Source organism: Rhodococcus wratislaviensis (genome assembly GCF_041228765.1).
GTDB classification, from domain to species: Bacteria; Actinomycetota; Actinomycetes; order Mycobacteriales; family Mycobacteriaceae; genus Rhodococcus_F; species Rhodococcus_F wratislaviensis.
Genome location: NZ_CP150488.1, coordinates 2,161,189 through 2,173,898 on the forward strand (window position 1 = coordinate 2,161,189; position 12,710 = coordinate 2,173,898).

Annotated in this window: 11 protein-coding genes; 7 read left to right on the forward strand and 4 right to left on the reverse strand. The window is 67.1% G+C overall.

What is annotated here, in order from left to right; all coding sequences use genetic code 11:
- Positions 1–9 precede the first annotated feature (9 nt).
- Positions 10–552 carry a PadR family transcriptional regulator gene (locus WKC72_RS09730; protein WP_268789462.1) on the forward strand — a complete coding sequence of 181 codons (543 nt, stop codon included), beginning with the start codon at positions 10–12 and terminating at the stop codon, positions 550–552.
- Between the two features lie 29 nt (positions 553–581).
- Here the strand turns inward: WKC72_RS09730 and WKC72_RS09735 are convergent, their stop codons facing one another.
- Positions 582–887: a WhiB family transcriptional regulator gene (locus WKC72_RS09735; protein WP_037226136.1), complete on the reverse strand. Its 306-nt coding sequence runs from the start codon at positions 885–887 to the stop codon at positions 582–584.
- 244 nt (positions 888–1,131) lie between these two features.
- A complete protein-coding gene (locus WKC72_RS09740) occupies positions 1,132–1,989 on the reverse strand; it encodes an SGNH/GDSL hydrolase family protein (protein WP_037226135.1) in 858 nt (285 codons plus the stop codon).
- A gap of 223 nt (positions 1,990–2,212) precedes the next feature.
- Here WKC72_RS09740 and WKC72_RS09745 point away from each other — a divergent pair, with 223 nt between their 5' ends.
- Together WKC72_RS09745 and WKC72_RS09750 are read left to right on the forward strand one after the other, a co-directional pair.
- Complete coding sequence (locus WKC72_RS09745) at positions 2,213–3,571, forward strand: LLM class flavin-dependent oxidoreductase (RefSeq protein ID WP_112300159.1); 1,359 nt, start codon at positions 2,213–2,215, stop codon at positions 3,569–3,571.
- Positions 3,572–3,678: 107 nt separating this feature from the next.
- Positions 3,679–4,509, forward strand: a complete 831-nt coding sequence (locus WKC72_RS09750; protein ID WP_235214665.1) for an SDR family oxidoreductase — start codon at positions 3,679–3,681, stop codon at positions 4,507–4,509.
- 2 nt (positions 4,510–4,511) lie between these two features.
- Here WKC72_RS09750 and WKC72_RS09755 read toward each other — a convergent pair whose 3' ends face one another.
- Together WKC72_RS09755 and WKC72_RS09760 are read right to left on the reverse strand one after the other, a co-directional pair.
- A complete protein-coding gene (locus WKC72_RS09755; RefSeq protein ID WP_112300388.1) occupies positions 4,512–5,267 on the reverse strand; it encodes an IclR family transcriptional regulator in 756 nt (251 codons plus the stop codon).
- Positions 5,264–6,718, reverse strand: a complete 1,455-nt coding sequence (locus WKC72_RS09760) for an APC family permease (RefSeq protein ID WP_174233820.1) — start codon at positions 6,716–6,718, stop codon at positions 5,264–5,266. The genes WKC72_RS09755 and WKC72_RS09760 overlap by 4 nt, the downstream gene beginning before the upstream one ends.
- 421 nt (positions 6,719–7,139) lie before the next feature.
- Between WKC72_RS09760 and WKC72_RS09765 the strand changes: the two genes are divergently transcribed.
- From WKC72_RS09765 to WKC72_RS09780, 4 genes are all read left to right on the forward strand, one after another.
- Complete coding sequence (locus WKC72_RS09765; protein ID WP_037226274.1) at positions 7,140–8,645, forward strand: aldehyde dehydrogenase family protein; 1,506 nt, start codon at positions 7,140–7,142, stop codon at positions 8,643–8,645.
- Between the two features lie 169 nt (positions 8,646–8,814).
- On the forward strand, positions 8,815–10,305 hold the full coding sequence (locus WKC72_RS09770; protein WP_370182415.1) for an APC family permease: 1,491 nt from the start codon (positions 8,815–8,817) through the stop codon (positions 10,303–10,305).
- On the forward strand, positions 10,302–12,248 hold the full coding sequence (locus WKC72_RS09775) for a primary-amine oxidase (RefSeq protein ID WP_370182416.1): 1,947 nt from the start codon (positions 10,302–10,304) through the stop codon (positions 12,246–12,248). Before WKC72_RS09770 ends, WKC72_RS09775 begins: the two co-directional genes overlap by 4 nt.
- A 5-nt stretch (positions 12,249–12,253) precedes the next feature.
- Entirely contained in the window at positions 12,254–12,709 is a 456-nt protein-coding gene (locus tag WKC72_RS09780; RefSeq protein ID WP_370182417.1) for a hypothetical protein, read from the forward strand.
- The last annotated feature ends 1 nt before the right edge of the window (position 12,710 follow it).

Here is a 12,710-nt window from a genome sequence, read left to right on the forward strand (position 1 = left end):
ACTGACGGCATGAATCCCACGCGGCTGTTCGTCCTCGGCGCTCTCTCCAAGCGGGGACCGATGCACGGTCACCAACTGCGTCGCGACGCGCGTGTGGATCGGGCCGAACTGTGGTCACAGGTGAAGCCCGGGTCGCTCTACGGTGCGTTGCATCGGCTCGAAGACGAGGGCCTGATCCGGCCGTTGCGGACAGAGCAGGACGGTGCGCTGCCCGCCAGAACTGTGTACGAGATCACGGCGGAAGGAATCAGGGAACTTCGAGCGCTCCGCGATGAGGCGTTCACCGAGTTCGAACTCAAACCGGACCCCGTCGACCTCGCCCTGGCCGTCAGTGCCGATCTGGACCGAGACGTACTTCGCGGCTACGTCGAAGACCGCATCGCGGTCCTCGCGGCACGCGAGCTGCAGTTCGATCACCAGCTCGATCGCCGATGGCCCGACCAGAGCACCGCCGACGATCTCATCGTCGCCCACGCCAAGATGCGCATCCAGACCGAGATCGCGTGGCACAAGAAAGTCCTCGCCGATATCGACAAGCTGGAGGCACGGTGATCCGGTACCGAGTTGTTCGGCGGAACTGATCAGCGGCGCTCGCCGGAACGGAGTCGGCGGGCGTGCCGTCGGCGGTCGGCTTCGGTCATCCCGCCCCAGATTCCGTACGGTTCGTCCTCTGTCAGGGCGTGGTCGCGACACTGGGCGAGCACAGGGCAGTCCTGGCAGATCTGCTGGGCGTTCGCTTCGCGACGGGCGCGGGCATGACCGCGCTCGCCGTCGGGGGAGAAGAACACCGATGATGCGACCCCGCGGCATGAGGCCAGCTCGCGCCAGTCCTCGGCATCGGGTGCGGCCACGGGGGCCGGTGTTCGTGACGTTTCTGCCAACAGCACTGCGGTCCTTCCGTTCCCGGCTCGTGGACAGATCCACGTGTCGGGAAACAGATATCGATGTACTTCGTGTGAGCGTCGGTATCGGTTACTGGTGGTTTCCAGTAACAAACCGGACGGCCCGTTTCAAAGGTATACCGGACGACCTCACGCCTGCGCCACCGGGTCGGATATCCAGCCGGGGGTCGGCAAGTAGCTCAGTGCTGACCTGGGCTGGCGTGGCGCCAGTCGGTTTCCACGAAGCGGATCATGGACGGGTGGCAACGACGAGCGACGCCATCGCCCTCAGTCCTTCGTGGGTGGGGTGCAGGGGCATCGTGAACGATTGGGGGACGAGGCCTTCGAACCACCGTCGATCGGATCCGGCACACGCATCGTGCCCTACTGCGGCCGCGGCCACGTCGACGAAGTAGGCGCCGTTCGTGCGTGCCGCGTCGGCGAGAACGTTGTTCATTCTCACGAAGAATTGCACGACGAAGGCGGCGTCGGCGTCGCTCGTGGGGATGTACGGCCAGCAACCGCGGTCGCCGAAGATGCCCCCGTGCCCCACCACGAGCACCGTTGCGGCGGGGGACTTCCCGGTGATCGCAGCCAGGGTGGCGGACACCTTCGGGCCGAGCACGGTGAGAGCGTCGTTCATGCGCCGGGCAGTGGTGGCGTCGGAACGACAGTTCGCGTCGAGTCCCGGGACGAGCGTGTAGCAGGGTTCCACCAACGACGACCACGCGATGTCGTTTCCCCCGATGCTGACGGTGACGAGCGTCGTGTCCGGCTGGAGTGCGCCGATCTGCGGTGGCTGCGGCCCGGTGATGGTGAATTGTGGTGTATCCGTGATATTTTCGGTCTTCGCCCCGGCGCACGCCCGGCTGACGTAGGATGCCGCGCCCAGGGTGTCGGCGACGATCTGCGGGTACGCGTCGGAGGTGCGGAAGCACCCGTCTCGAATCGACAGCGGGTCGTGAGGCGACCCGGTGGCCCGCGAATCGCCCAACGCGACGTACCGGATGGCGGAATCGGGCGCGGCGTCGGCCATGGCGACATGCGACCACGGGAGCGCGAGCGCCACTACGCACCCGGCGAGGACCGCCGACAGAGCCGACCTCACGGGAACGCTTCGAGGACGACCGGATCGTGGGGGACCGGCGGGTTTTTCGTCATCACTCATCATATTGCGGTGCACCGGATATCGACCTGACTTCGACGGACTCGGCTCCATGCGAGTCTGCGAATGTCGCGGACTTCGCGTCACGCTGAGTCCAATCGGTGACATCCATCGCCGCGTTGTTGAAGGCTGAACTAAGACTTCCGACCGATCAAGGAGCCACACCATGTCTCGTGAACTGCACCTCGCCGGCTTCCTCATCGCCTCGCACGTCACCCACTCCCACGCCGCGTGGCGGCATCCGGCGTCGGAGACCGACTACCTCGGACCCGACTACTACCGGCGCGTGGCGCAGACACTCGAACGCGGAAAGTTCGACTTCCTGTTCTTCGCCGATCTCCTCGCCACACCCGTTCGGTACGGTAACGACATCCGTGTTCCGCTGAGCAGCGGAACGCAGGCGTCGGCGACCATCGACCCCTCGCTGGTGGCGGCGGGCCTGGCCAATGTGACCGAGAAGATCGGTCTGGCGATCACCAAGTCCACCACCTACTTCCACCCGTACGAGGTGGCGCGGATCTTCGCCACCCTCGACCACCTGTCCCGGGGCCGGGCGGGCTGGAACGTCGTCACCTCGCTCAATCAGGCGGAGGCCCAGAACTTCGGCATCGAGAACCACCTCGGTCACGACGAGCGGTACGACCGCGCCCAGGAATTCCTCGAGGTCGCATTCAAGCTCTGGGGCAGCTGGGATCGCGACGCCCTGGTGCAGGACAAGGCGTCGGGTGTGTTCGCCGATCCCGACAAGGTGCGCACCGTCGACCACGAGGGCGAGTGGTTCAAGACGCGCGGACCGTTGACGGTGCCGCACTCACCGCAGAGCCGTCCCGTGATCATCCAGGCCGGGTCCTCCTCGGTCGGTAAGGACTTCGCCGCCCGCTGGGCCGAGGCGATCTTCGAGATCGACCCGACCAGTGAGGGCCGTAAGGCCTACTACGACGACGTGAAGTCGCGTGCATCGAACTTCGGCCGAAACCCCGACGACATCAAAATCTTCCCGTCCTTCGTGCCGTTCGTGGGTGAGACCGAGTCGATCGCGCGGGAGAAGCAGGCGTTCCACAACGAACTCGCCGACCCCGTCTCCGGCCTGATCACGCTGTCGGTGCACACCGATCACGACTTCTCGCAGTACGACCTCGACGCACCGATCGAGGATGTCGTCGTGCCGGGCACCCAGGGACTGTTCGACGTCGCGCGCCGGCTCAGCGTCGAGGACGACCTCACGTTGCGCGACATCGGCAAGCTCTACGCCCAGGGTGTGCTGCTGCCGCAGTTCGTCGGGACGGCGTCGCAGATCGCCGATCAGATCGAGGAAGGATTCCTCGGCGGGGAGGCGGACGGGTACATCCTGTCCGCGGCCCAGGCACCGGGAACGTTCGACGACTTCGTCGACCTCGTCGTCCCCGAGCTGCAGCGGCGTGGACTCTTCCGCACCGACTACACCGGAAGCACCCTGCGTGACCACCTCGGTCTCGGCGGCGCGAGCCTCACTCCCGCACCGCGCGGAGTGGCCGTCGGCGCCTGACGTCGGCTGGTCGAGCGATACCTCCAGGAGGGAATTCGGGCTACCGACGTAACTCGGATACTGCTAGTCTCCGAAATAGGGGCATCTTCAGCGGTCGGAACTATCCCGTGATCGACCTCGACGACGCTGTCGTCGTCGTGACCGGAGGAGGACGGGGCATCGGGCGCGCCACCGCCGAACTGTTCGCGGCCAGGGGCGCGACCGTGTGCATCGGTGACCTCGATCGTGCGGTCGCCGACGAGGCCGCGGCCGCGATCGGCGCCCGCGCGTACACGGTGGACGTCGCGTCCGCGGAGTCGTGGCGGCGGTTCGTCGACGCGGTGCTGGCGGACTGCGACCGCATCGACGTGCTGGTCAACAACGCCGGCGTCATGCCGCTCGGTGGGTTCCTCGAGGAACCCGACTCGACCAGCCGGATGACGATGAACGTCAACGTGTGGGGTCCGCTGCACGGGATGCGAACGGTGTTGCCCGGCATGATCGAGCGCGGGCGTGGTCACATCGTCAACGTCGCATCCATGGCTGGCAAACTGCCCGTGCCCGGGATGGCCGTCTACAACGCCAGCAAGTTCGGAGCGGTGGGGCTCTCCGCCGCCGTCCGGGCCGAGTTCGCTCCCGCCGGAGTCAGCGTGAGCACCATTCTTCCCAGCGCGGTGCGCACCGGGCTGTCGTCCGGTGTGCCGCTGGACGGCGGGATGCCGACCGTCGACCCCGAGGACGTGGCGGACGCCATCGTCCGAACGCTCGACCATCGTCGCGCCGAAACCGCCGTGCCCCGCTACCTCGCCGGATGGGATCTGATCGACGCCGTGGTCCCCGAGCGTCTCCTCGATCTCGGCCGCCGTCTGATCGACGACCGGCGGGCGCTCACTGCCGTCGACCCCGCCGGGCGGGCCGACTACGACCGCCGGCTCGCCCGCCAGTCGCAGACGCCGTAGCGCTAGGCCATCAGCGGGGCCAGCCGTTCCGCGTGCTCGCGCAGTGACGGGACGTGGCGCAGCATGAGGTGTTCGTGATCGACATGTCCCGACAGTGCGAGACTGCCGACGAGGGCCCCCGTTCCGGACCGGACGGGGACGGCGACGCAAGCCGACGCGTCCCGGAGTTCCGCGAGTTGGGTGGCGAAGCCCTGGCTTCGGATCAGGTCCAGATTCGCGAGCAGTTCGCTCCTCGCGACGATCGTGCGGGCCGTCAGCGCCCGTGGCTCCCACCGGGGAAGCACGGATTCGAGTTCCGACTTCTCCGCGAGAAGGAGCTTGCCGACGGCGCACGCGTAGAGGTGCTGGTTGAGGAACGACTCGTCCTCCGGCGGCGGGTATTCGGGGTCGGCGTCGGCCGTGCGGACGGCGACGTTGGTGTAGAAGAACAGGTGGACCCCGAAGCGCACCGACAGTCGCAGTTCGGCGAGAACCTCACGCGCCGCCGCACATACTGTGGGCACGACGGCGGCGTCGACGAGGATCCCGATCTTCTGGCCCAGCGCGAACCCGGACAGGTCGGGGAGCCGCACCACATAGCCTTCGCCCACGAGGATGTTGAGCAGTCGGTACGTGGTCGCCGACGGCATCGACAGGCGGGTCGCGATGTCTTTCGCTGTGACACCCGAGCCGGCCCGGGCGACCTCCTCGAGCACCCGCAGCGCGCTGGTGACGGCCTTCGGCTGCCGCCCCGACAGGGCTCTGTCGTCGGCACTCACCGGCGGACCTCCCACGGTCGGTACCGGCCGAGCAGGTCTTCGGCCACGGCCTCGTCGTACACACCCATCCGTTCTCCGATTCCGGGGGATCTCCTGGCGCGGATCGCGAAGACCGCGGCGCCGACAATCATCAGGAGCACGTAGACCGCCGTCGCCGCGCCCGCGACATACGTGCGGGAGAACGCCGCCCACCCGACCAGTGCGACCATCGCCGTCGCCGTCAGCACTCCGATGATCAGGGGAAGCCGAGTCAGTTCGCCGATCCGCCGAAGGAACGCCGGCGTCGCGACGCACAGCAGGACGTACGCTAGGACGTAGCCGTGCGCGGACACGGCGAGGAGTCCGATCAGGACGTCGCGGCTCGAACCGCTGACGAACAGATAGACGACGGGCACCGCGACGACGACCGGCATCGCGGCCGTCAGCGCCACGTGCGGGGTGTGGAACCGGTGGTGCGTCCGGCCGAACACACTCGGAACCACCCCTTCGCGGCCCATCGCGAACAGGGTGCGCGACAACGCCGTCGTCGATCCGAGGACACACGCGAACCAGGAGGCGGTGATGCCGAGTTCCATGACGATCGACAACGCCGACGAACCGGCGCCCGACGTGTCGGGCAAGGTGAGGACGATCGGCAGCGAGTCGACTCCCTGCCGCACCGGCTCCGGCAACTGCAGGGCGGCCGCGAACACGTACAGAACCCCCAGGGCGATCGGGGTCCACCGGATCGCGCGCGGGACGGCGACGAACGGGTTGCGGGCTTCCCGCGCCACCGTGCCCGCGCTCTCGAATCCGACGAACGACGTGATCGCGAGCAATACGGCGAACCCGACCGCGGACCCCGATTTCGCGCCGCCCGCGGACGGGGTGGCGCCCTCGCGGACCGATTGCACGAATGCGACCACCAGCGCGGCGGAGGCCGCCACGATGGCGAAGACCTCGATGGCGAGCATGATCCGCGCCGACAATTGCACTCCCCGGACCATGAGCAGAAGAGCGAGCAGTCCGACGATCGCCGCGAGGACCGCGATGAGAGGCGTCCCCGCCGGAAGCCCGACTCGCCCGAGCAGCGCGGCGAGGTAACTCGCGGCACCGAGCGTGCTCGCCATGGCCGCGGCGGCGTAGCCGACGAGCAGCGACCAGCCCCCGCCGAAACCGGGTACCGGGCCGAGGCCCTTCACGATGTAGCTGTAGAGACCACTGACGGCCACCATCCGGGTGGCGAACTGCCCGATGCAGTAGCCGACCGCCGTCATCAGAATCGCCGCCGCGACGAATACCGCGATGGTCGCCCGGCCCGCATCGGGTATGACGAGAGCAGGCAGCGTGACCATCACGGCCGAAGGTGCGACCGCGGAAACGGACTGCCCCAGCACCTGGACGAAACTCAGACGCGCCCGCTCGAGACCGGCGACCGGTGATCTACTTCTGATTCTCGGTGTACCGGACACCACGCACCTGCTCTCCACACTTTCCGGCCGGCCCCGCGCGAGTGATCAACCCGGGGCTGCATGAGTTGCACGCTAGCGCAGGAGACGAGCGCGATGCGCCGATCGGAATTAATTTTCGATCACCTCGAATGAGAATGGCCGGAGAATTCGTTCCCGATTCCGGAGCCTGCGCCTGCGCGCACCGCGGATCAGCTGCACCGACCCGAAAAGCCGGAATGAGAATCGGCGCCGCCGCGGCCGAAAAGTCGAATGAGAATGCCGCAGTCGCTGATTCCCATCCGGATTTAGTAGTGACCGGCGACACATCCGGGGTTTATCGTGGGTTCAGGCCGCAGCACGACGAGGCGAAAACTACCGCCAAAAGTGTTCTGCAGAAGCCGGATTCATCCACAGATTCATTCACTCCATCGAAGAGGACATGATGACTGCAGTCGTTCACACCCCAGCCGGACTCGACCCCCGGGTCGTCGACTTCGTTTCGTCGCCGAAGCGCATGTTCGTCGACGGCCGATGGGTGGACTCGGCGTCGGGCAGGACGTTCGAGACGGTCGATCCCGCCACCGGACAGGTGATCACGACAGTGCCGCACGCCGGCATCGAAGACGTGGACAGGGCGGTAGCGGCGGCCCGGCGGGCCTTCGAGTCCGGGCCGTGGCGCTCGCTCACCCCCGCGGAACGTCAGCGGATCCTCTGGAAGATCGGCGAGGGGATTCTGGCCCGGGCCGACCAGTTCGCGCAGCTCGAGTCGATCGACAACGGCAAGTCCGTGGCCGTCGCGAAGGCTGTCGACGTGACGTGGGCGGCGGAGATCTTCTTCTACTACGCCGGCTGGGCCACCAAGATCGAAGGCCGCACCATTCCCGTGTCGGTGCCGTGGGCGCCCGGAGCCCGCTTCCACGCCTTCACCACCCGTGAACCGGTCGGTGTGTGCGCCCAGATCATCCCGTGGAACTTCCCGCTGGTGATGGCCGCGTTCAAGGTGGCGCCCGCGCTGACCTGCTCGAACACCATGATCCTCAAGCCTGCGGAGCAGACCCCGCTCACCGCGCTGCTCCTCGCCGAGGTGGTTGCCGAGGCCGGCGTCCCCGACGGCGTGTTCAACGTGCTCACCGGCTTCGGTGACATCGGCGCGGCGCTGTCGAGCCACGACGACGTCGACAAGGTCGCGTTCACCGGTTCGACCGAGGTCGGAAAGAAGATCGTCAATGCCGCGTCGGGGAACCTGAAGAAGGTGTCCCTCGAACTCGGTGGCAAGAGCCCGCAGGTGATCTTCTCCGACGCCGACCTCGAGGCGGCGATCCCGGGCGTGGCAGGCGGGTTCCTGTTCAACCACGGCCAGGCCTGCACCGCCGGAACGCGCCTGCTCGTCGAAGACCGGATCTTCGACGAATTCACATCCGGTGTAGCCGATTTCGCGAAGGCGCAGAAGATCGGTCCCGGACTCGACCCCACCAACGACATCGGCCCGCTGATCTCCCAGGAGCAGTTGGGCAAGGTCACCGGATACATCGACGCCGGACTCGCCGACGGTGCCCGCGCCCTCTCCGGGGGGCAGCGGCACGGCGACACCGGCTTCTACGTCGAGCCCACCCTGCTGGTCGACGTGAACCGGAACTTCAGCGTGTACCAGGAGGAGATCTTCGGGCCCGTCGCGGTGGCGGTGCCGTTCAACCGGGAGGAAGGCGTCCGCGCGGCCGCCAACGACACCCCGTACGGCCTCGCCGCCAGCGTATGGACACGGGACGTGTCCCGCGCCCACGAGGTGGCCGCCGAGATCAAGGCGGGCACGGTGTGGGTGAACTGCCACAATGCGTTCGACACGGCGCTTCCGTTCGGCGGCTACAAGCAGTCCGGGTGGGGACGGGAACTCGGTGAAGGCGCCATCGCCGAATACACCCAGAGCAAGTCCGTCAACATCGCACTCTAGATTCCTCGACCGGACCCGAATGAGAATCGTCCTGCGTGCGTTCTCATTTGCTGTCGACGGACTGTGACGCTGCGGCAACTGCGCCGACAACCCGCAGTCGCATGCTCGTTCCAGAGCTCACCGCGGAGCCTCCACGCAGACCCTCTCCTCGTGAAAGTCGAAGGAAGCCATGACAACCAACGCCCCCACGCACTCGAGTGCGGTCAGCGACGTCGGCCCTCGCAGACTGGCAGGCACCCTCGGTCCGGGTGCCATCGTGTTCATGGTCGTCGCAGCGGCGGCCCCGTTGACCGTGATCGCCGGAACCGTGCCCCTGGGCATCGCAGCGGGCAACGGCGCCGCCTATCCCGCGTCGTACATCGTCTGCACGGTGGTGCTGCTGTTCTTCGCCGTCGGATTCACGGCGATGGCCAAGCACCTCCCCGGCGCCGGCGCGTTCTACACCTACATCACGCAGGGCCTGGGCCGGCATGCCGGTCTCGGCTCCGCATTCCTCGCGCTGTTGTCCTACACCGCGGTCCAGGGCGCGGTGTACGGATACATCGGAGCCGCAGTCAACGATTTCGTCACCGCTCACGGTGGCCCCGAACTTCCCTGGTACGTGTGGGCCCTGGCCGTGACGGCCGTGGTCGCGATCCTCGGATACCGGCACATCGACCTGTCCGGCAAGGTGCTCGGCGTACTTCTCGTCTGCGAGGTCGGGATCGTCCTCGTCATCGACGCCGCCGTCATCGTCCGGGGCGGCGGCGACGAGGGATTCTCGACGGCGGCGTTCCACCCCGCCGAGTTCTTCTCCGGAGCACCCGGCATCGCACTGATCTTCGCCATCGCCGGGTACATCGGATTCGAGGCCACCGCCGTCTTCCGTGACGAGGCCCGCGACCCGGGCCGCACCATCCCCCGGGCCACCTACCTGGCGTTGCTGGTCATCGGCGGTTTCTACGCACTGTCGAGCTGGGCGATGGTCAGTGCGTGGGGCGACGAGGGCGCCGTGGCCATCGCGACCGAGAATCCGGAAGGGATGATCACCGAGACCGCCACCCGCTACGTGGGCGCGATCGCCGGCGACCTCGTCCAGATCTTTCTGATCACGAGCCTGTTCGCGGCCCTGCTGTCCTTCCACAACGTGCTGTCCCGGTACATCTTCTCCCTCGGGAACAGCGCTGCCCTGCCCGCGGGATGCGGCCGCTCGCACGCCAAGCACGCGTCGCCGTACATCGCGTCGGTCGTGCAGACGGCGTCCGCTCTCGTCCTGATCGTCGCGTCCGCCGTTGCCGGACTCGACCCGGTGACCGAGGTGTTCGCCTGGTTCGCCGGCGTGTCCTCGGTCGGCATCGTCGCACTGATGACTCTGACCTCCGTGGCCGTCCTCGTCTACTTCGGCAGGACGCGAGTGGACCGGCGGGTGTGGAACACCGTCATCGCACCCCTGCTCGGCCTCGTCGGCCTGGCCGGGCTCCTGATCATGACCGTCGCCAACCTTCCCCTTCTCGTCGGCGGGTCGAGCACTCTCGCCACCGTCATCGGGGTCCTGCTCGTCGGAACCTTCGCCGGCGGAGCAGCCGTCGCCGTTCTCCGACCCCACGCCGCACGCCACGACACCGCCCTACCGCAGCACGACACGAACGACACCATCATCGACAAGGAGATCGCACGATGAGTACCGCCACCACCGAGACCCCGGCCACCGTCGGTTCCGCCGCCCCGGATCATCCGCTCACTCCGTTGTCTGCGGACGAGATCCGTTCGGCGAAGACACTCCTCACCGACGAGGGGCTGATCGGCGAGAACGTGCGCTTCGTCTTCGTTGCGCTCGCCGAGCCGCACAAGTCGACGGTCCTTGCGTTCACCGCGGGCGACCCGATCGAGCGACGCGCCCGGATCCTGCTGCTCGACCGATCCACCGGCATCGGCACCGACCTCGTCGTGTCGGTGACGGAGAACCGTGTGATCAGCTCGACCACCGTCGATTCCGCCACCGACGGCCACGTGCCGATCCTCGACGAGGAGTTCGAGGACATCGAGGCGTTCCTGCTCGGCAGCTCCGACTGGCTCGCGGCGATGGCCAAGCGCGGCATCGAACCGTCGAAGGTCCGTGCGGTTCCCCTGTCGGCGGGCGTGTTCGGTCACGAGGACGAGGTCGGGCACCGCATCGTCCGCGTCCTCGCCTTCCACCAGGAGGACAAGGCGGATCTGCCGTGGGCGCACCCCATCGACGGGGTCGTCGCCTACGTCGATCTCACCGAGCGTCGCGTCGTCAAGGTGGTCGACGAGATCGAGCTTCCCGTCCCCGCCGAGCGCGGCGAATGGAACGCCGAACCGCACGCCACACCCACCCGCACGGACCTCAAGCCGATCGAGATCACTCAGCCCGAGGGTGCCAGCTTCTCCGTCGACGGCAACGAGATCACGTGGGCCGACTGGAAGTTCCGCTTCGGTTTCGATGTGCGCGAAGGTCTGACGCTGCACCAGCTCTCGTTCGACGACGGGGGAGTCGAACGTCCCGTGATCTATCGTGCCTCGATCGCCGAGATGGTGGTTCCCTACGCCGATCCGTCCCCGGTTCGCTACTGGCAGAATTACTTCGACCAGGGTGAGTACCTGTTCGGCCGGTACACCAACTCGCTCGAACTCGGCTGCGACTGCCTCGGTGAAATCCAGTACTTCGACGTCACGATCGCCGACGAGTCCGGTGACCCGCGCGTCATGAAGAACGCGATCTGCCTCCACGAGGAGGATTACGGCGTCCTGTGGAAGCACACGGACATGTTCAACGGCATGACCGAGACCCGCCGCTCGCGCCGCCTCGTCATCTCGTTCTTCCTCACCATCGGCAACTACGACTACGGCTTCTACTGGTACCTCTACCTCGACGGCACCATCGAACTCGAGGCGAAGGCCACCGGAATCGTCTTCACGTCCGCCTACCGCGGTGCCGAGGGATTCTCCACCCAGATGGCACCCGGGCTCGGCGCCCCGTTCCACCAGCACCTCTTCTCCGCCAGGCTCGACATGGCCGTCGACGGCAACGTGAACACCGTCGAGGAAGTGGATGCCGTGCCCGTCCCGATGGGTCCGGAGAACCCGTGGGGCAATGCCTTCCGCTGCCAGAAGACCAAGTTGACCACCGAATCAGAGGGGCAACGCACCGCCGACAACCTCAAGGCCCGGGTCTGGCACATCACCAATCCCACCAAGCAGAACCGGCTGGGGCAGGACGTCGGGTACGCGCTGCACCCCGAAGGTCAGCCGGTGCTCCTGGCGGACCCGTCCAGTTCGATCGCCTCCCGCGCCGCGTTCGCGACCAAGCACCTGTGGGTCACGCAATACGACGAGTCCGAGCGTTATCCCGCAGGCGACTTCGTCAACCAGCATCCGGGCCAGGCGGGTCTGCCGACGTTCGTGGCGGGCAACCGGGACATCGAGGGCGAAGACCTGGTGCTGTGGCACACGTTCGGGCTGACGCACTTCCCCCGGCCCGAGGACTGGCCGGTCATGCCGGTCGACTATGCCGGGTTCAAGCTCAAGCCGGTCGGATTCTTCGACCGCAACCCCGCGCTCGACGTGCCGGCGAGCACCGCGAAGCACTGCTGCGAAGGCTAGAAGTCGTGTCCGCCGTCCTTTCTCCGGCCGCCCACCGCACCAGTCATTGGTTGCGGCGGGCGGCCGCGGCCCTCGCGGTGGCCGCGGCAGGGCTCCACGCCGCGTCGCTCGGTGAGCATGCGACGTCGTCGCCGATGCTCGGACTGGTGACCGTCGCGATGATCTTCGGATGCCTGTACTGCGCGCGGCACCTGTGGATGCGTGGTTCGCACCGGGATTGGGGTCTCGTCGCGCTGATGAACGTCGGCATGATCGCGTTGCACGTCACCGTGATGAGTCCCGGTTCCGGTGGCGGCGGCCACCACGGGCACGCGATGCACGCAGCGGCGTCGGCCCCGATGGGTCATTCGATGTCGGCTCCGATGGCGGCGGCACTCGCGACGGCCGCACTGGAAGCGGTCGTCGCCGTGACGGTGCTGTTCTACAAGACTCGGTTCGACGCCCGAGAAGTCCTGGACTGAC